This is a genomic window from Pantoea sp. AG702, from assembly GCF_003182295.1.
In the GTDB taxonomy this organism is placed as follows: Bacteria; Pseudomonadota; Gammaproteobacteria; order Enterobacterales; family Enterobacteriaceae; genus Pantoea; species Pantoea ananatis.
On sequence record NZ_QGTU01000002.1, the window covers coordinates 206,010 to 225,326 of the forward strand.

A 19,317-nucleotide genomic window follows, 5' to 3' on the forward strand; every position below is an offset into this window, starting at 1 on the left:
TTTTACTTTCTGCCGCAGCGATCAGTAAACGTCGCGCAAGTAGCGTTTCTCTTTCTTCAACTGATCGATGTAGTCAGCGGCCCGTTCACTGGAGAGCCCGCCAAACTGACGTACGATTTCATACAGCGCGCTATCCACGTCTTTCGCCATGCGTGATGCATCGCCACACACGTAAAAGTGACCGCCTTCCTGCAGCCAGGCATAGAGCTCTGCACCCTGTTCCAGCATCCGGTTTTGCACGTAGATTTTCTTGTCCTGATCGCGTGAGAACGCCAGATCGAGACGCGTGAGCAGCCCGCTTTCCTGCCAGGCCGTCAGTTCTTCGCGATAAATGAAGTCGTGTTCCTGATGCTGATCGCCAAAGAACAACCAGTTTTTACCCTGAGCGCCTGTTACCTGACGCTCCTGCAAAAAGGCGCGGAACGGGGCGATACCAGTGCCGGGGCCGACCATAATCAGCGGAGCGTTGCCGTTAGCCGGAACGCGAAAGGCTTTGTTGGGTGAGATGAAGATCGCGGGCTTTTCACCACGGCGTACACGCTCAGCCAGATAGGTAGAGCACACGCCGCTGCGGTTGCGGCCACCGCTGTGATAGCGCACTGAGGCGATGGTCAGGTGAACCTGATTCGGATGCGCTTTTGAGCTGGACGAGATGGAGTAGGCGCGATGCTGCAACGGGCGCAGCAGGGCGACGAACTCGGGTACGCTCAGGCTACGCGTCAGTTCGAGCTGGAGCAGATCCAGCGTATCTTTGCCCCATAGCCAGACACCGAGCGCGTCTTTGTCGTCGTGCTGAAGCACGTGACGCAGCTCCTGGTTGGTGGTGTTTTGGCCCACCCACTCGATCAGCTTGCGTGAAGGCTCTGAAATTTCAAACTGGTAGGTCAGCAGGTCGCCCAGGCTCCTGTCGAATCCCGGCACCGGCGTCTGGTAATCGGCGTTCAACTGGGTAAGCAGCAGGCTGACCAGCGACGGCTCGTTGACCGGAATCACGCCAAGTGCGTCACCGGCTTCATACTTCAGGCCGCTGTCGGTGAGATCAAACTCGACGTGGCGAATATCTTTTGCCGATTGCTCACTCGACAGGCGTTTATTGGTGATCAGGGCTGCCGCATACGGATTCGATTTGTTGCTGCCAGGAATAACCGGCGCTTCCGGAGCGCTCTCCAGCACCGTGCCGCTGCTGCCTGCGCTGCTGGCAAACTGGGGCATCGTGCTGTTAATCCACTCATTTGACGGCTCTTCGTAATCGATATCGCAGTCAATGCGGTCAACAACGCGCTTTGCCCCAAGCTGTTCCAGGCGCATATCCAGGAACTTACCTGCCTGACAGAATCCGTCATAGCCGGTATCGCCAATGGCCAGCACGGCGAAGTGCATCTGCTCCAGACGTGGCGCGGTGCTGGCGGAAATCGCGTCCCAAAACAGCTGGGCGTTGTCGGGCATTTCACCTTCACCATAGGTCGAAGTGACAATCAGCACGTGCCGCATGGTAGCGAACACGTCGAGATCCACATCGCCTAATGCCTGAACGACCGGCACCAGACCTTTGGCACGGGCTGACTTCGCCGCTGACTGGGCCAGCGCCTCAGCATTACCGGTCTGAGAACCATAAAGGATGTGCAGTTGGGTGGTCGCGGCAGCGCTGCTGCCCGCAGCCGGCTGCTGTTTGTCTTCCAGCACCAACAAACGGGAGTGCAGGCCGGCCAGGAAGCCCGCCAGCCAGTATTTCTGATCACCATTGAAAGGTGCATCTTCAGGAATATATGGAATTTTCATGGATACCTTTACTCAATCCCGCTCTTAACCGTCATGCTTCGCTGTGCCGATGGCGGGCGGTTCCTGTGCTCTCAGCAACAGCCTGCTGCTGAGAGGATAAGGATGCCGCTGCGCCCGGCACGTCGAACAAATCAGGGTCATCATCATTAAACACAGTTCTGTTCACTGAGCCTGCTGTCAGGCCAGTTTACCCACGGCCGCTGCAATTTCAGGTAACGCCGCACGCGCAAACAACTCTTCAAAATCAGGCAGGCGACCGAGAATGTCACGGTTGCAGGCATCCTGATACATGATCCAGCCGTAAGTGGCCAGGCTGTCCATTGAGCGGATATTACGTTGCGTCAGTGCCGCTTTGTAATCGGACATGCGTTTTGAACCGATCAGGCTGGCCAACTCGCTGTCGCTATAGCTTTCAATCGCTGCTCGCGCATGGCGTTGCAGCTTACTCACCAGTGAAAAGTCTTCGGTCATCAGCAGATTCCGCACGGCTTTTTCCACGGCGGCGTCTTCAACCGGCGTGCCTTTCGGCAGCTTGCTGAGTGCCAACTGCTGGGCAAAGCTCAGTACGGTGTAGTTATTCAGTAAAACAAACATTTCCTGCGTATCTGTCGCGCCATAAGCCGGAACCGCGCCGTCGGCAATGGTCTTGCCTTCGCGCCAGGCGGCTTTAAACTTGGCAACCTGATGGCCTGCCAGCGCCGTTGACAGCTCTTCCAGCAGATCCTTGCGGGACTTGGCCTTCAGAATTTCACCGCCATCCTGGTAAAGCAGCAGGGAACGCGGCATAACGTAGACAAAGTGCTGACATTCGGTTTCCCAGTGCTCCAGCAGCCAGGCGGCACGCGGAGACTGCGTGGCCTCCAGGTGCCAGTTCAGCATGGTGAGAACCGCCTGCTTATGAATCTGTGCCAGCTCATCCGGGTCAGCGATTGAGCCAAACAGAACGGAGTCGCCCGCCGCATGGCTCGCCAGTGAACCATAGGGATCGTACTGATAAGCAAAGCCGCCGCTCATGCCGTTACCGAAGCCTTTACCAAAGGTGCCCAGGTTTAACACTGCGCCGTTGGTCATGTATTCGCAGCAAAAGTCACCGACGCCTTCCACCACCGCAGTGGCACCGGAGTTACGCACCGCGAAGCGATCGCCGGCCTGGCCCTGAACGAACAGACGGCCGCCGGTGGCGCCAAACAGAGCGAAGTTACCGATCAGAACGTTGCCATCGCTGTCCTGCGCGCCGCCGCCCGGTGAGAGCACGACCAGTTCGCCGCCGCACTGACCTTTGCCGACGCCATCGTTACAGGTTCCACGATGTTTCATCAGCATGCCGTCATTGCAGAAGGCCCCGAAGGACTGACCGGCAGAGCCGGTCGTGGTGATTTCTACGCTGGCAGGTGCCAGATAGCGACGACCGCGATCGTCACGTAGCACGGCCGGCATTGCCTGAATCTGTGCAGCCGTCAGGGTGTGATTCAGCATGCGCTCAATATCGATAGCTAACTGGCCGCCCACGCTTTTATTGCGGTTGTTGAGTACAACATCCTTACCCAGTTGCAGAGAGGTTTTACCCTGATCGACCAGTTGCTGGCTCAGTTCTTCAACCCAGCGGTCATCCAGTTCAAAATCTTTCTCCAGATAAACTGGCTTAGCAATCTTCAGCTCGGGCACCACGGTCAGCATGGCACGCAGGTCCAGCTTACCGACTTCCAACGGGTGATCCATCAGATGGAGCAGATCGGCGCGGCCACGGGCTTCACGCAGGGAGCGCAGGCCCATACGCGCCAGAATCTCACGCACTTCATGCGCCACGTTCAGGAAGTACTGTGCCAGCTGGCGTGGGTCGCCATCAAAGGCTTCGGCGTTAGTGGTTAATCCCGCCGGGCATTTAACGTTACAGTTCTTCGCCATCACGCACTTCAGCATCATCAGCGCGGTGGTACCAAACTCAAAGCTGTCGCCGCCCAGCAGAGCGGATTTCACCACGTCGCTGCCGGTTTGCTGTGCGCCTGAGCAACGCAGCAGAACTTTGTCGCGCAGGCCGTTTGCACACAGGGCCTGGTGAACTTCGGCGATACCGATTTCGGCAACGCGACCGGTATATTTCAGGCTGGTCACCGAGGCGGCGCCCGTACCACCCGTGTTACCGGCAACGTTAATCACGTCAGCACCGGCTTTCGCCACGCCCACGGCGATGGTGCCAATACCTTCAGATGACACCAGCTTCACAATGACGCGCACGCGGGCCGCTTTACAGTCGTGAATCAGCTGCGCCAGATCTTCGATAGAGTAGGTATCGTGGTGCGGCGGCGGAGAAACCAGCTCAACGCCTGGCGTGCCGCCGCGTGCGGCGGCGATCTCTACGGTAACTTTTGCCGCCGGAAGCTGACCGCCTTCACCGGGCTTGGCGCCCTGGCCGATTTTGATCTCAAGCTCTTCCAGCATCGGATCGGCCAGGTAGGCCGCCCAGACGCCAAAGCGGCCTGACGCCAGCTGTTTGATACGTGAAGCGCGAATGGTGCCGTGACGGGAGTAGTGCTCACCGCCTTCTCCACAGTTACTCATGCCTCCGACCATGTTGGTGCCATGCGCAACGGCTTCATGCGCCGGTGCGACCAGCGCACCGTGACTCATCGCGCCAGACGCGAAAGTGCGGGTAATTTCGCTCGCGGGCTGAATATCGCTCAACGGCAGCGACGGCAGCGCCGTGAAAATGCGTGACAGGTAGTCCGCCGCTTTGCCGCTGGCGGTGACTTTCAGGCCGCCAGCAACCACTTCTGCGGTTTCAATCTCGTCGTTAAAACGGGCTTTCAGCGCACGTGACAGGTTGAGCAGGCGTTCACTTTCTGGTTTCAGTCCGGCAATGGCATCGGTCAGACGCAGCATAAAGGCATTCTGGCTGCCCTCAATGGCGTCACAGACCAGGCCGCGGGTGGCAAAACCATTGTTAGTCAGCGAGTAGCGACCCAGCTTACGCCGGAATTCGGCCTCACTGTCGATGTGGGTAAGATCTGCCGGGAAGGCCAGAATATCGCGCAGCGCGGCTGGGCGGCGTTTGCGCTCTTCGTACATCAGGCTGGAGAACTGACGATAATCGGCCGTAATGGCAAAATCATTCATCACCTCATCCGGGATGCGCTCAAAGCTGCTGTCTTTAAACGTCTCCGGCTTGATGCCAAAGGCATTGTCCAGACGGGCCAGCGTCATCAGACGAATAAAGTTATCCTCTTCACGCGCTTTGTCCGCGAAGCGAATCGGCTCTTCCGTCATATCAATAAAGGTGCGTACGGCAATGGTGCCGTAAGAGTGGCCTGCGCCCTCTGCACGTTCTTTAAACAGGCCTAACAGCGGCACTTCGGACTCGCCCTGAATTTTCAGTGCGCTCTGATGCCAGTCCACCGCCATCTGAGCGATGGTTGCGAAGCCCGCGCCGCCCACAGGCGTTTTAATGTTTGGAAAATACTTTCTCAGTACCGGGTCATCGGTATTCAGGAAGTTAGGCTCGAAGAACTCGCCGCTGCTGTAGCTCTCAACGGTACACAGCCCCACTTTACCCATGGTTTTCATCAGGGCTTTTTCGGCCGCTTTAGCGTAGCGTTTAAAGGCTTTGTTGCCTTCTTCGCCTTCACCAAATTTTTCCTCAGCACGCATTTGCACGCCGAGCGGATAAACGGCTGACGCGCCAAAGCCCAGCGTAGCCGCAATATGGTGAGAAGAGATGATCTGTCCGCTCTCCACCACCAGCGACACATCCAGGCGTAAACCTTCCTGTACCAGACGCTGGTTAACGGCAGAAATGACCAGCAGCATGGGCAATGCGGCCTGGGTAGAAGAGATATGGCGATCGGTCAGTACGGCAATGCCGCCCTCTGAGCGGGCAAAATCCACCACCTGCTGTGCCAGATCGTCAATCGCTTTTTCCAGCGCGCTGGCGTTCGCTGTGCGGCTCAGCAGATCTTTGCCGGTGACCGGCTCGTAAAGCATCTCGAAGCGAGCGTAAGGGGCCACGTTCTGCTCGCGCAACTGCAGCATGTCCAGATGGGTCAGAATCGGGGTTGGCACAATGATCTGCCGACCTTTACTGCGGCCCAGATGCGGTTTAGCGCCCAGCGCCACGCGCAGCGTCATGCCATCCGCTTCGCGAATGGAGTCCAGTGGTGGATTGGTCACCTGGGCAAAGCGCTGCGAGAAGTAGTGCGCCATGCCGCCTTCATGATCGGAGAGGCCGTTAATCGCATTGCCGTAACCCATCGCAGAGATTTTCTCGGCGCCGGTGTTCAGCATCGGATCCATCATGAACTTAAAGCTTTCCTGGTTGTAGTAGTACGCCACGAAGCGCTGATAGGTTTTCAGATCGCCGCGATAGCGCAGGGGAGAACCCTGTTGTTCAGCAGGAATAACCGGCAGCTCTCGTAAATCGACACGCGACTTGCCGAGCAATGCCGCATAGTCTTTTTCAGCAGCCAGCTTCTCCAGCGCCTGGTGCGTGGTGTAACTGCGCTTTTCGCGATGGTCAAAATACAGCATGCCGCCGGCTTCAATACGGCCACGGCGCAGCACGCTTTCAGGGGGAAAGGCAATTTGTCCCGCTTCGGACATGGCACCGATGTATTCCGCCGTTTCGATTGAACGCAGCGGGCGCAGCCCCAGGCGATCAAGACGCGCACCGATTACCTCGCCGTTACCAAAAATTAAGGCGGCCGGGCCATCGTTTTTCTCTTCATAAAGCGAAAAGTATTCCAGCATGTCACGCACGGCAGGGGAGAGCGCGGTATCGTTTTCCCAGGCAGGCGGCATCATCGACACCACCGCGGTGATCAGGTCCAGATCGTCTTCCATCAGGCGGCTGTGAATGCTCTGATCCAGTCGCGAACTGTCTGACTGGCCTTTCGGACGCACAATGGTTTTGCCACGGGCGGAAGCCAACGCAGATTCGGCGATGCGGTTTTTACGATCGGTATTCAGCTCACCGTTGTGGGCCATCAACCGGAAAGGCTGTGCCATGGTGGTGTGCGGATCGGTATTCGTTGAGAAGCGAGTATGGAAAAACAGTCCGCGTACGTGATGATCGGGATCGGTCAGATCTTTGAAGTAAGGGATCACTTCATTTGAATTCAGGCGCGCTTTAAAGACCTGGGTGCGCGACGACAATGACAGTGGATATAACCCGCCAAATTCGGTTTGGGTAAAGGCTTGTGCCTCGATCGTCAGCAGGGCGCGATAAATCAGTTTTTCGAAATCGATCTGATTGCTGATGTCCTGAGGTGCGGCAAAAATCCACTGCACAATGGGAAGCTGAAACTGCATGGCAGCCGGGCGCGTGACGCTGTTATCCAGCGGCATTTCACGCTTCAGGATAACCGGCAGATTAAAGCGATTTAGCGTCTCTTCGACTAAACGTTCGGCATTGGCGCGCAGTTCCGTGTCTTTCGGCACGAAGAAGTTACCTACACCAAAGCGTCCGGCCTCAAGCGCCTGACCGGTAATTTTACGGAAAAAATGCAGGGAAAGATCGACGTTAACCCCGGCGCCATCGCCCACGCCTTCGGCGGACATACCGCCACGGTGCGGAACCGTACAGAGTGCGCTGTGCGCCATGCGCAGAATTTCATGAGTCTGCTCGCCGTCCTTACGGGTAATGAAACCTACACCACAGCTGTCACTTCCTGCTGCTGGGTCATATAAGCCATAGGAATCAGGTTTTTTACTGGACATTGAGGGTCTCCTTAAAACTGCTTTAGACATTACCTGCATTGTTTCAGGCACTGAGTTCAACTGCACACTTCCCAGCGCAAATTCTTTCATTTCCGCGCCTGACAGCCTGCGCGATTGGGTTTTACGCACTTTTCATCGCCAGGAGAAAGGTCCCTTGAGGCGTTGCGCTTGATTTTTCCGTTCTCGAAAGGAGATGACTCAAACCATGTGGGCGTCATGTTGCATAGATATGCCGTGACACGTATCCATCATGAAAGCTTTCAGCGGAATTCCAACTTATCGGGAAAGCGAATCGAGGTCAAATAGTGATACTGACACAGTTTAATCCCGTCTTTGTATCCTTAACTAAATGAATTTATTATTTTTTTATGTCTAAACTGTGTCAGTTTGCCATTCAGGTATAGGGGATGAAATGTGAACTGTATCACTGTGCAGAAGGCGTGAAATCACTGAAGTATGCTGGCGATAAGGGACTAAACAGCATCAAATGCTGCTGCAGGCAGTGTAAGCACAGGATGTATCTGTTTTTCTTATAGCACCAAATTTGAATGAATAAGGGCATCATGATTAGCAAAATTAATCACGTCAGGTTGCTTAAAACTGCAATTTATATGAATGAGTATGCATGAAAAGCATGGCGTCGCGATAACAGGAGGTTATTTGGCGAAAAAGCAGAGGCAGTAATAGCCCGCCTTGCAAAAAGGCGGCCTTACAGATTCATTGAGTTAGCACAATTAGTCAAGGGTTTTAGCATTAAGGAGCTGAACGTCGGCGAAGAGACCGTGTTTTGCACCATATAAGTGCATCCGCGCGGCGATCTTACCTTATGCACTGCGACTACAGCGAAATAAATACGCTATCATGTGGCTGTTCTCATCCAGGGAGTGTTTATGAAACAGATTCGCCTGCTGGCGCAATATTATGTTGATTTAATGGTCAAGCTTGGCCTGGTACGTTTCTCGCTGCTGCTGGCCTCCGCGCTGGTCGTGCTGGCGATGATTGTGCAGATGGCGGTCACCATGGTACTGCGTGGCCACGTCGAAAGTATCGATATGGTGCGTTCGGTCTTTTTTGGCCTCTTAATCACGCCCTGGGCGGTCTACTTCCTTTCTGTGGTGGTTGACCAGCTGGAAGAGTCTCGTCAGCGTCTGGCAAGGCTGGTGGATAAGCTGGAAGAGATGCGCACGCGCGATCTCGAACTAAATCAACAGATGAAAGAGAACATCTCACAGCTTAATAATGAAATCGCCGATCGTAAAAAAGCTGAGGAAGCACGTGAGCAGGTGATGGCGAAGCTGCGTGAAGAGGTGGCGCGCCGCGAGCAGGCGCAAATTGAGCTGGAGCAACAGTCTTCCTTTCTGCGTTCGTTCCTGGATGCCTCACCGGATCTGGTCTTTTACCGCAATATCGACAAACAGTTTTCGGGCTGTAACCGGGCCATGGAGCTGTTAACCGGCAAAAGCGAAAAACAGCTTATTGGTCTGACGCCTCGCGACATCTATGACAACGATACGGCCACCAAGGTGCTGGAGACAGACGAAAAAGTCTTCCGGCATAACGTCTCGCTGACCTATGAGCAGTGGCTGCAGTATCCCGATGGCCGTAAAGCCTGTTTTGAGATCCGCAAAGTGCCCTATTATGACCGCGTGGGTAAGCGCAGTGGGCTGATGGGCTTCGGACGCGATATTACCGAGCGTAAACGCTATCAGGACGCGCTGGAGAGTGCCAGCCGCGAGAAGACCACCTTTATCTCAACGATCAGCCACGAGCTTCGTACGCCGCTTAACGGCATTGTCGGGCTCAGTCGCATCTTGCTGGATACCGATCTGAACCAGGAGCAGCTTAAGTACCTGAAAACGATCCACGTTTCCGCGATTACGTTGGGCAACATTTTCAATGACGTCATTGAAGTCGATAAGATCGAACGCCGCAAGGTTCAGCTGGATAACCAGCCGGTCGACTTCACCAGTTTCCTGGCCGATCTGGAAAACCTCTCAGGCCTGCTGGCTCAGCCTAAAGGGTTGAAGTTTGTCATGGCGCCACAACTCCCGCTGCCGCATAAGATCTCGACTGATGGCACGCGCCTGCGGCAGATTCTGTGGAATCTGATTGGTAACGCGGTGAAATTCACCCAGCAGGGAGAGATCGTCGTACGCGTCGCGTACGAGCAGGATGAAACGCTGCGCTTTGAGGTTCAGGACTCAGGGCAGGGGATTCGGCAGGAAGAGCAGGATAAAATTTTTGCGATGTATTATCAGGTTACCGATCAACACGGCGGGAAGCCGGCGACCGGAACCGGTATTGGTCTGGCAGTGTCACGCCGCCTGGCACAGGCCATGGGCGGGGATATCAGCGTAAACAGCGCACCGGGGCAGGGCTCCTGCTTTACCGTTGTGATAAAAGCGCCACGCATTGCAGAAGAAGTGGAAGATGAAGGCGTGGACGACCCGCTTCCGCTCCCTGCTTTGCACGTCCTGCTGGTGGAAGATATTGAGCTGAATGTCGTTGTTGCACGCTCGGTACTGGAAAAACTCGGATGCAGCGTAGAAGTGGCGATGACTGGCAAGGCGGCACTGGAGATGTTTGATCCGCTTGAGTTTGATCTGGTGCTGTTAGATATCCAGCTGCCGGACATGACCGGGATGGATGTGTCACGCGCCATCCGTCAGCAACATCCAGACGCAAACCTGCCGCCGTTGGTGGCGTTAACGGCCAACGTGCTGAAAGACAAAAAAGAGTACTTCGACGCTGGCATGGACGACGTGCTCAGTAAGCCCCTTGCCGTGCCCGCGTTAACGGCCATCATTAAAAAGTTTTGGGACTATCAGTCTGAGAGCGATGCGCAGCCGGCCAGGTTCATGAATAACAGTAAAACCGATGCAATACTGGATGTTCCTATGCTCGAACAATATCTGGATCTGGTGGGGCCGAAGCTGATTACGCAAAGCCTGACTATGTTTGAACAGATGATGCCGGGTTATCTTGAGGTGCTGGATTCCAACATGATGGCGCGTGACCAAAAAGGCATTGCTGAGGAAGGGCATAAAATCAAGGGTGCAGCAGGCTCGGTTGGGTTACAGCATCTTCAGCAGGTGGCAAAGCAGATTCAAAGCCCTGAACTACCGGCATGGTGGGACAACGTGGGCGAATGGGTCGAAGAACTGAAGCGTGAATGGCAACACGATGTGCAGGTACTGCGCGAGTGGGTTGCTGAAAAACAGCGTTGATACAAAAAAATGACCCCAGCCGAAGCCGGGGTGCGCTAATACTGCGCCAACACCAGGGAAAAAGACGCTGCTGCTATGCTTAATGTTATTCATGCAACAGCGGGGTATTGGTTAACACTTGCAACACCTTAGCAAATTCAAATTACTTTGTGACAAGATTCATTAAAATTTGTGATGTTGAACCGCGTTTAAATACAGGAAACATTAATTCGACAACATAGTCAAGCAATGAATCAATTTTACCGTCGTATTGGTTGTTTTTTAATCAAACCTACTGTTTTTTGTACGGGCTTAAGCCAAATTTGTTAACAAAACCTGTGTTGCGCGCGGTAACCAAAATTTTTTGCCGTAGCTTGCGAGTAAAATAGATATAAACTTATGATAATAAAGAATAATGAAGAAAACAGGTCGATCGGACCCAAAACGTTTCGGGTCACCGGATCTTATCTCATCATCAAAAGGTTTTGCCGATAGAAAGTCTTTTATAATTCGGCAAAAACATAGAGTTAAAATAACGCTGTGTGACAAATAAATCCCTTAGCAAGGTCACTGAGTGAACATTTTATCAGCAGGTGCCGTGAGGGCTTTTTACAGTCCGCAGAATTATATATAAGTTTTGTGAAACATTGAGGTATGGGATTGTCACAAAATGGTATCATCTTTTTAGAAAGGTGAGCGCATTACAAAAAAGATGGAACCGATTCCTTACGCGTGGAAGTAATTGAACTCATTCAAACTATTGTTGCATTCAGAATGCATTTTCATTGTTTTGTTATAAACGTTGCACAATGTAGCAGCGCATTTGTCAGTAAAAAAGTGTACGCCGGGCAGTGGTCACGCCTGAAATTAATTAACGCATAAAAATCTTGAGACGAGCGCATGAGTAAGCATAAAGGGAACCTGTGGCGGCGCGTGAAGCCTGTAGTGATGCGCATTGTGTTTATTTGGCTGGGGCTGTGGCTGGCGGGCATTCTGCTCTTTTCGTTCATTCCTGTCCCCTTTTCAGCCGTGATGGCAGAACGTCAGGTAGGTGCCTGGTTCAGGGGCGATTTTGGCTACGTCTCTCATTCGGACTGGGTAGGAGCAGATGAAATTTCACCCTGGATGAAACTGGCCGTCATCGCTTCTGAAGATCAACACTTCCCCGACCATTGGGGGTTTGACGTGGCAGCAATCCGGTCCGTACTGGACGACAGTGACAGCCGGATGCGCGGAGCATCCACGCTGTCACAGCAAACGGCAAAAAATCTGTTTTTGTGGGATGGCCGGAGTTGGGTGCGTAAAGGACTGGAGGCGGGATTAACCGTCGGGCTGGAAACCGTATGGACCAAACGGAGGATCCTGACGGTTTATCTGAATATCGCGGAGTTTGGCAAAGGCACGTTCGGGGTAGAGGCGGCTTCACGCCGCTTCTTTCATAAACCTGCCAGCCGATTAACCCTGTCCGAAGCGGCGCTGCTGGCTGCTGTCTTGCCTAATCCGCTGCGCTTTCGCGCAGATGCACCTTCAGGCTATGTCCGTCAACGCCAGCAGTGGATCCTGCGCCAGATGCGTCAGCTGGGTGGCGAAGGCTTCCTGCAGCGCAATCACCTGAACTGACGTTAGTCTTCGTCGAATCCGGCTTCAAACAGCTCAATGACGGCGGCCAGGGCTTCCGTTTCCTGTGGACCGCTGGCTTCGATCTCAATATGACCGCCTTTGGCCGAATCCAGCATCAGCAACGCGATAACGCTGCTGGCTTCGGCCTCTGTTCCGCTCTCGTTACGTAACAGCACTTCGGCATCGAAACTCTGCACCAGTTCAAACAGCTTCATAGCAGGACGTGCATGCATGCCGAGCTTATTTCTGATTTCCACGGTTTGCTTAACGGTCATGATTTACGTTTTTCCAGCGTGCGATGACGAGACTGTACATTTTTACCCCGCGAGCGAAAATAGTCAGCCAGCTGTTCGGCAATATACACGGAGCGATGTTTGCCGCCAGTACAGCCAATCGCCACGGTAAGATAGCTACGGTTGTTGGTTTCCAGCATCGGCAACCAGAGTTCCAGATAGCTACGCGTCTGATATATGAAGTTATGGACTTCAGTATGGCGATCGAGGAACGCGGCCACGGGCCTGTCCAGACCGGTCATGGGACGTAATTTGGGATCCCAGTGCGGGTTAGGCAAAAAGCGCACGTCGAAAACGTAATCTGCATCAATGGGAATGCCGTGCTTGAAGCCAAACGATTCGAACACCATTGTCAGCTCACGCTCACGTTTACCCAGCAAGCGGGTACGCAGCATCTCCGCCAGTTCGTGTACTGACATCTCTGAAGTATCAATAATCAGATCGGCACGGGAACGCAGCGGCTCAAGCAGGTCGCTCTCTTCGTCAATCGCGCTTTCCAGCGACAGATTCTTGCTGGATAACGGATGCAGACGGCGCGTATCACTGTAACGGCGGATCAACGTGTTGCGATCGGCATCAAGAAACAGCAACTGCGGTGAGAATGCTGAAGGCAAACTGCTGAGCGCTGTCTCAAAAATCTCAGGAGATTCGGGCATATTGCGTACGTCAATACTCACGGCCGCAGAGATATTGCGCTCGACCAGTGATTCAGCCAGTTGAGGCAACAGCACCACTGGCAGGTTATCAACGCAGTAAAAACCCATATCTTCCAGCGCGCGAAGCGCCACTGACTTTCCCGAGCCTGACCGACCGCTGACGATCATCAGCACCATGACCTTCTCTCCCGTTTTAAAGCCGGCTTACACCGGTAAATCACGCGCTTTATTGCTCTGTTTGTGCTTCGGTAATAATCGCATACAGTTCTTCATCGCTCTGCGCGGCACGCAGGCGGCGGCAAACCGTTTTATCCGCCAGTCGTTTTGCCACTAACGACAGCGTATGTAAATGGGTTTTGCACTGGTCAGCCGGCACCAGTAGCGCAAAAAGCAGATCGACAGGCTGGTTATCCACGGCATCAAAAGCGATGGGTTGCTCCAGGCTGATAAAGACGCCTACGGCCCGTAAAGTATCTTCCTCCAGCTTGCCGTGAGGGATCGCGATACCGTTACCGATACCGGTGCTCCCCATGCGCTCACGGGTTAGGATCGCTTCAAACAGCGTTTGATGCGGCAGGTTGAGCTGCTTAGCGGCCAGTTCGCTGATAATCTCCAGCGCCCGTTTTTTGCTTTGGCAGTGTACGCTACTGCGGGTGCAGTCTGGCGAAAGCACCGTGCTCAGTTCCAGTGTTAAATCATTGTTCATTGTCGTTTCACTTGCGAGTTCACATAGCCATCAACCCGGTACGTAAACATCACGTCGCGGAATAATGGCGCTGGCACAGATGACAAAACGGGGCGGTTAATCCGCCCCATCCTTTCAGCTTTGCGCGCCGGGCGCGCCTGCCAGCGTGAAGGTTAGTGTTTTTTTAGCTTGTCTTTATATTTGGTCAGTTGACGGGTCAACTTGTCAATCAATCCGTCAATTGCCGCATACATATCTTCCGCTTCAGATGTGGCGTGCAGCTCGCCACCGTTGACGTGCAGGGTTGCATCAGCAATCTGCGTCACCTTCTCAACTTTCAGGACAACATACACCTGATTGATATGATCAAAGTAATGTTCCAGTTTGGCAAATTTCGTTGTCACGAACTCACGCAGGGGTTCGGTGATTTCAACATTTTGCCCGGTAAGGTTCAGCTGCATAGGTCTTCCTTCTCATTTCTGTCAAACCAGCTGTTTACGCTGATTTGAAGGCGGTATGGACAAAGACTCGCGGTACTTAGCGACGGTTCGACGTGCCACTATTATCCCTTGATCAGATAACATGGAGGTCAGTTTACTGTCACTCAAGGGCTTGGCGGGGTTTTCCGCCGAGATTAATTTTTTCACCAGCGCACGAATAGCGGTAGATGACGCTTCTCCGCCACCTTCAGTATTAACATGACTGGAGAAAAAATACTTCAGTTCAAAAATGCCTCGTGGGCTGTGAAGGTATTTTTGCGTAGTCACGCGGGAAATCGTCGATTCATGCATGTCCACCGCCTGGGCAATATCGGCCAGCACCATAGGACGCATAAACTCTTCACCCTGGTCAAAAAAGGCCTGTTGCTGTTCCACAATACAGCGGGAGACTTTTAACAATGTCTCGTTACGGCTTTCAAGACTTTTAATCAGCCAGCGGGCTTCCTGCAAATTACTGCGGATAAACTGACTGTCGCTGTCGTTGCGTCCGGCTCCGCCCATGGCGGCATATTGCTGGTTGATCTTCAACCTGGGCAGGCTGTCGGTATTCAGCTCGACCGTCCAGCGCGTCGTCACTTTACGTACCAGCACATCGGGAATCACGTATTCGGGTTCACCGGTGTTAATCGACTGACCCGGGCGCGGATCGAGCGACTGAATCAGCAGCATCGCCTCTTTCAGTACGTCTTCTTTCAGACGCGTTACGCGCATCAGGCTGCGGAAATCGTGGTTCGCCAGCAAATCGAGATGGCTGCTGACGATCAATTTTGCTTCCGCCAGCATCGGCGTTTCAGGCGCATACTGCGACAGCTGCACCAGCAGGCAGTCGCGCAAATCACGCGCGCCGACGCCGACAGGATCGAAACGCTGAACGCGCTTTAACACGGCTTCGACTTCGTCGATTTCCAGCTCGTCGTTACCGATACTATCGAGAATCTCTTCAAGTGAAACGGTAAGATAACCGGTGTCATCAATGGCATCGACGATAGAGGTCGCAATGGCACGGTCGTTATCGCTGAAGGGCGTTAACTCGACCTGCCACATAAGATAGTCCTGCAGTGACTGTGTGGTTTCGCCCTGATAAATCGGCAGCTCGTCATCCTGATAATCGGTGCCGGTTCCTGAAGGCGTGCCTGCGGTGTAAATCTCGTCCCACGTGGCGTCAAGCGGCAGCTCTTCAGGCATATCCTTTTGTTCCAGCGCTTCTCGGGTATCCAGTCCCGCTTCGCCTTCCTGATACTCTTTCGCGTCTATTTCATCGTGCAGATCGGTTTGCTCAAGCAGGGGATTGCTTTCCAGCGCCAGCTGTAACTCTTGCTGGAGTTCGAGCGTAGAGAGCTGCAGCAGACGTATCGCCTGCTGCAGTTGTGGGGTCATCGCCAGTTGTTGGCTGAGCCTGAGTTGCAAACCTTGCTTCATAGACAGGATGGATATTCCCGGGTAAACATCAGTATTAACGACACCTTATCAGAGTCTGAACTCTTCACCCAAATAAACCCGTTTAACTTGCTCATCTGCAAGGACTTCATTCGGCGTACCGTGCGCAATCAGGTTTCCCTGACTGACGATATAGGCGCGTTCACAGACCGCCAGCGTTTCACGCACGTTGTGGTCGGTGATGAGAACACCAAGGCCACTGTCACGCAGGTGTTCAATGATTTTTTTGATGTCGATAACGGAAATCGGGTCGACCCCGGCAAAGGGTTCATCCAGCAGGATAAATTTCGGATTAGCTGCCAGCGCACGCGCAATTTCTACGCGACGGCGCTCACCACCCGACAGCGATTGCCCCATATTGTCGCGCAGATGAGCAATGTGAAACTCTTCCATTAGCTCGTTAGCCCGATCCTGTCGCTGCTCTTCGGTTAAGTCATCACGAATTTGCAGGACCGCCATCAGGTTGTCGTAAACGCTCAGGCGACGAAAGATTGAGGCTTCCTGCGGCAGATAGCCAATGCCGCGGCGCGCACGCGCATGAAGCGGCAGGATGCTGATATCTTCGTCATCAATAATGATGCGTCCCGCATCGCGCGGAACAATGCCCACCACCATGTAAAAGGTGGTCGTTTTACCCGCACCGTTTGGACCCAACAGCCCGACGATTTCACCGGACTTTACCTGCAGGCTGACGTCTTCAACCACGCGGCGGCCTTTATAAGCCTTTGCCAGGTTTTCTGCGATTAATGTGGCCATAGTGATCAGTTACTCTTTTTTTCGCTGTTGGTTGACGCGGGCTTATCCTGCAACTGCGACGGCACCAGCACGGTCGTTACGCGCTTGCTCTGGCCCTGGCTGTAAGCCTGCATTTTTTGCTCTTTTACCAGATAGGTGATGCGGTCGCCTTTGATGTTGCTGTCCAGTTGCTCAATGTAGGCGTTGCCGGTCAGCTCAACAAAGTCATTGGCAAGCTCATAATGCAGTTTGGACGCATGACCCTGAACCGGTTTGCCGTTGTCCTGCATCTGGTAAAAGGTGGCAGGGTTACCGTAAGCATCTACGATGGTTTTTTTACTGTCACCGCCCGGACGCGTGACCACCACTTTATCCGCAGTAATTTTGATCGATCCCTGGGTGACAATAACATTACCGGTGAAGGTCGCGACATTGCCTTGCAGATCCAGAGACTGATTCTCAGAGTCGATATTGACGGGTTTGTCCGAGTCACCGGTCAGCGCCAGAGCAGGCAGGCTGGTTGCAAGCAGCATACTGGCCAGTAAAAACTTAATGCGGTTTTTGTTCATTTTGAATTTCATAAGAAGTTTTGACCTTTTCGATTAACTCGGCGTTCTTTGTCCGTAAATTACCGCGCATTTTCATACCGGTAGAGTTAAAACTGCGGCCATATAACGTCACCTGGTCGTCAGAGGCGACGTCCTGCGTGACAAGATTGACCTGAGCGTTATCCGTTTTAATTCTCTCAAGCTCAGAATCTGGAGCCAGAGCATTCAGCTCAACATGGCCGTACAGATACAGCATACGATCTTTGGTAAGCTTTGCTTTATCTGAACGTACCGTCCAGGTCGGCATTTTATTTTCGTCATAGGTAGTCATCACCGGATTATCAAACCAGCTTATTCCGCTGTCTTCGTAATAGGTGACTTTGTCCGATATCAGCTTATAAGCCAGCCCGCCTTGCGGGTTGTAGACTACGGTATGCGAATTGGCACTAGTGTAGGTTGGCGTTTGATCATTATTCGCTACCGGCGCGCTGTTGTCGCCATCCCGGTTAGTGAAATTCCAGCCAATAAGCACCAGCGCAATCAAGGCCAGACCCAACGTTATCCAACGCCTGCTTTTACTCATACTGATTGCCCTTTGGCATCCTCGAATTTATTTTGCGCCATTAAGATGAGATCGCACAGCTCCCGCACCGCGCCGCGCCCACCGGCAATACGGGTAACGTAGTTCGCGCGCGTCAATAGCAATGGATGGGCATCGGCGACAGCCACGCTTAGCCCGACTTTCGCCATCACTGGCCAGTCAATCAGATCGTCGCCAATATAGGCGACCTGATCGTCAGAGAGCGACAGTGTATCCAGAAGTTCACCATAGGCCAAAAGCTTATCTGATTGCCCCTGATAAAGGTGGCGAATCCCGAGCGTTTTACAGCGGTCTTCCAGTAATTTGGCCGTGCGGCCGGTAATAATAGCCACTTCGACGTCAGAGGTCAGCAGGCAGCGAACGCCATAGCCATCGCGCACGTTAAAGGTTTTCAGCTCTTCGCCGCTGTTCCCCATATAAATCAGGCCATCCGACATCACACCGTCAACGTCGCAGATCAGCAGGCGAATTTTACTGGCGCGCGTCATGACATCTGAACTGACCGGGCCGTAGCACGTTTCTAAAGTGGCATTTTCCGACTGCATTATGTCTTCCTGTTTACACTACGCCAGCGCGCAGCATGTCATGCATATGTACCACACCCAACAGACGGTCGTCATCGGCCACCAGCAGGGAAGTAATGTTTTTGGTTTGCATCAAATTCAGCGCATCCACCGCCAGCACGTTAGGCCGCACGCGAATGCCACCCCGGGTCATGACTTCAGCGATAGTGGCGTGTTGAAAATCAATGCCCATATCAAAGATGCGGCGCAGGTCACCATCGGTAAAGATGCCCTCGATCTTCATCAGATCGTCCACGATAACCGTCAGGCCGAGATTTTTACGGGTGATTTCCAGCAGGGCATCACGCAGGGAAGCATCGCGAGTGACGTGCGGGAGTTCATCCCCGCTGTGCATAATGTCGCTGACGTGTAGCAGCAGCTTCCGGCCCAGCGCACCGCCCGGATGGGACAAGGCAAAGTCTTCTGGCGTAAAGCCGCGGGCTTCCAGCAGGGAAACGGCCAGCGCATCGCCCATGACCAGCGTTGCGGTTGTGCTGGTGGTGGGGGCCAGGCCGAGCGGACAGGCCTCCTGTGGGACTTTCACGCACAGGTGGATATCTGCGGCGCGGGCCATGGCGCTTTCAGGACGGCTTGTCATACAGATCAACGGAATCTTTTGGCGTTTCATTACCGGTATCAGCGCCAAAATCTCACTGGATTCGCCACTGTTAGATATCGCGATGACGACATCGTCTTTACCTACCATGCCAAGATCGCCATGGCTGGCTTCAGCGGGATGCACAAAGAACGCCGGCGTGCCGGTGCTGGCAAAGGTGGCCGCCATTTTTTTCCCGATATGGCCCGACTTGCCCATCCCCATGACCACCACTTTTCCCTGACAGGCATAAATCAGTGCGCAGGCGTCGGCGAAAGCCTCATTAATATATTGATCAAGCTGCTCCAGGCCTTCGCGCTCGATGCGTAATACCGTTTTACCGGCTTTCTGAAAATCAAAATTTACCGTTGGTTGCTGATATGACATGGC

General features: G+C 53.6%; 14 protein-coding genes. 2 read left to right on the forward strand and 12 right to left on the reverse strand.

The features are described 5' to 3' along the window. Positions 1-21: 21 nt before the first annotated feature. Positions 22-1,779: a sulfite reductase subunit alpha gene (locus DFO57_RS07345; protein ID WP_013024315.1), complete on the reverse strand. Its 1,758-nt coding sequence runs from the start codon at positions 1,777-1,779 to the stop codon at positions 22-24. A gap of 177 nt (positions 1,780-1,956) precedes the next feature. Further along, positions 1,957-7,488, reverse strand: a complete 5,532-nt coding sequence (locus DFO57_RS07350) for a glutamate synthase-related protein (protein ID WP_014606757.1) — start codon at positions 7,486-7,488, stop codon at positions 1,957-1,959. Positions 7,489-8,378: 890 nt separating this feature from the next. Between DFO57_RS07350 and arcB the strand changes: the two genes are divergently transcribed. Continuing rightward, positions 8,379-10,715, forward strand: a complete 2,337-nt coding sequence (arcB, locus tag DFO57_RS07355) for an aerobic respiration two-component sensor histidine kinase ArcB (protein ID WP_110015216.1) — start codon at positions 8,379-8,381, stop codon at positions 10,713-10,715. An 879-nt stretch (positions 10,716-11,594) separates the two neighbouring features. Next, positions 11,595-12,314 (forward strand): monofunctional biosynthetic peptidoglycan transglycosylase, encoded by a 720-nt coding sequence (gene mtgA / locus DFO57_RS07360; RefSeq protein ID WP_013024318.1) that lies wholly within the window; start codon positions 11,595-11,597, stop codon positions 12,312-12,314. Positions 12,315-12,316: 2 nt separating this feature from the next. On the opposite strand, the gene npr is transcribed toward mtgA, so the two are convergent. The 10 genes from npr to kdsD form a co-directional block, all read right to left on the reverse strand. Next, a complete protein-coding gene (npr, locus tag DFO57_RS07365; RefSeq protein ID WP_013024319.1) occupies positions 12,317-12,589 on the reverse strand; it encodes a PTS phosphocarrier protein NPr in 273 nt (90 codons plus the stop codon). Beyond that, a complete protein-coding gene (rapZ, locus tag DFO57_RS07370; protein WP_013024320.1) occupies positions 12,586-13,440 on the reverse strand; it encodes an RNase adapter RapZ in 855 nt (284 codons plus the stop codon). The genes npr and rapZ overlap by 4 nt, the downstream gene beginning before the upstream one ends. Positions 13,441-13,489: 49 nt before the next feature. After that, positions 13,490-13,969 carry a PTS IIA-like nitrogen regulatory protein PtsN gene (gene ptsN, locus DFO57_RS07375; protein WP_013024321.1) on the reverse strand — a complete coding sequence of 160 codons (480 nt, stop codon included), beginning with the start codon at positions 13,967-13,969 and terminating at the stop codon, positions 13,490-13,492. A 152-nt stretch (positions 13,970-14,121) separates the two neighbouring features. Further along, the gene (gene hpf, locus DFO57_RS07380) at positions 14,122-14,409 is read right to left on the reverse strand and encodes a ribosome hibernation promoting factor (RefSeq protein ID WP_013024322.1); all 288 of its coding nucleotides are present in this window, start codon (positions 14,407-14,409) and stop codon (positions 14,122-14,124) included. Positions 14,410-14,430: 21 nt separating this feature from the next. Further along, positions 14,431-15,867 (reverse strand): RNA polymerase factor sigma-54, encoded by a 1,437-nt coding sequence (gene rpoN / locus DFO57_RS07385; protein WP_013024323.1) that lies wholly within the window; start codon positions 15,865-15,867, stop codon positions 14,431-14,433. A gap of 48 nt (positions 15,868-15,915) precedes the next feature. Further along, the gene (lptB, locus tag DFO57_RS07390) at positions 15,916-16,641 is read right to left on the reverse strand and encodes an LPS export ABC transporter ATP-binding protein (protein WP_013024324.1); all 726 of its coding nucleotides are present in this window, start codon (positions 16,639-16,641) and stop codon (positions 15,916-15,918) included. 5 nt (positions 16,642-16,646) lie between these two features. After that, the gene (lptA, locus tag DFO57_RS07395; protein WP_014606756.1) at positions 16,647-17,201 is read right to left on the reverse strand and encodes a lipopolysaccharide ABC transporter substrate-binding protein LptA; all 555 of its coding nucleotides are present in this window, start codon (positions 17,199-17,201) and stop codon (positions 16,647-16,649) included. Next, complete coding sequence (gene lptC, locus DFO57_RS07400) at positions 17,170-17,751, reverse strand: LPS export ABC transporter periplasmic protein LptC (RefSeq protein ID WP_014606755.1); 582 nt, start codon at positions 17,749-17,751, stop codon at positions 17,170-17,172. Before lptC ends, lptA begins: the two co-directional genes overlap by 32 nt. Beyond that, on the reverse strand, positions 17,748-18,314 hold the full coding sequence (kdsC, locus tag DFO57_RS07405; RefSeq protein ID WP_013024327.1) for a 3-deoxy-manno-octulosonate-8-phosphatase KdsC: 567 nt from the start codon (positions 18,312-18,314) through the stop codon (positions 17,748-17,750). The genes lptC and kdsC overlap by 4 nt, the downstream gene beginning before the upstream one ends. A gap of 13 nt (positions 18,315-18,327) precedes the next feature. Next, positions 18,328-19,314 (reverse strand): arabinose-5-phosphate isomerase KdsD, encoded by a 987-nt coding sequence (gene kdsD, locus DFO57_RS07410; protein WP_013024328.1) that lies wholly within the window; start codon positions 19,312-19,314, stop codon positions 18,328-18,330. Between the last annotated feature and the right edge of the window lie 3 nt (positions 19,315-19,317).

Coding starts and splice junctions, on each gene's coding strand:
- DFO57_RS07345 (WP_013024315.1), bottom strand. CDS start 1,779: ATGAAAATTCCATATATTCCTGAAGATGCACCTTTCAATGGTGATCAG.
- DFO57_RS07350 (WP_014606757.1), bottom strand. CDS start 7,488: ATGTCCAGTAAAAAACCTGATTCCTATGGCTTATATGACCCAGCAGCA.
- arcB (WP_110015216.1), top strand. CDS start 8,379: ATGAAACAGATTCGCCTGCTGGCGCAATATTATGTTGATTTAATGGTC.
- mtgA (WP_013024318.1), top strand. CDS start 11,595: ATGAGTAAGCATAAAGGGAACCTGTGGCGGCGCGTGAAGCCTGTAGTG.
- npr (WP_013024319.1), bottom strand. CDS start 12,589: ATGACCGTTAAGCAAACCGTGGAAATCAGAAATAAGCTCGGCATGCAT.
- rapZ (WP_013024320.1), bottom strand. CDS start 13,440: ATGGTGCTGATGATCGTCAGCGGTCGGTCAGGCTCGGGAAAGTCAGTG.
- ptsN (WP_013024321.1), bottom strand. CDS start 13,969: ATGAACAATGATTTAACACTGGAACTGAGCACGGTGCTTTCGCCAGAC.
- hpf (WP_013024322.1), bottom strand. CDS start 14,409: ATGCAGCTGAACCTTACCGGGCAAAATGTTGAAATCACCGAACCCCTG.
- rpoN (WP_013024323.1), bottom strand. CDS start 15,867: ATGAAGCAAGGTTTGCAACTCAGGCTCAGCCAACAACTGGCGATGACC.
- lptB (WP_013024324.1), bottom strand. CDS start 16,641: ATGGCCACATTAATCGCAGAAAACCTGGCAAAGGCTTATAAAGGCCGC.
- lptA (WP_014606756.1), bottom strand. CDS start 17,201: ATGAAATTCAAAATGAACAAAAACCGCATTAAGTTTTTACTGGCCAGT.
- lptC (WP_014606755.1), bottom strand. CDS start 17,751: ATGAGTAAAAGCAGGCGTTGGATAACGTTGGGTCTGGCCTTGATTGCG.
- kdsC (WP_013024327.1), bottom strand. CDS start 18,314: ATGCAGTCGGAAAATGCCACTTTAGAAACGTGCTACGGCCCGGTCAGT.
- kdsD (WP_013024328.1), bottom strand. CDS start 19,314: ATGTCATATCAGCAACCAACGGTAAATTTTGATTTTCAGAAAGCCGGT.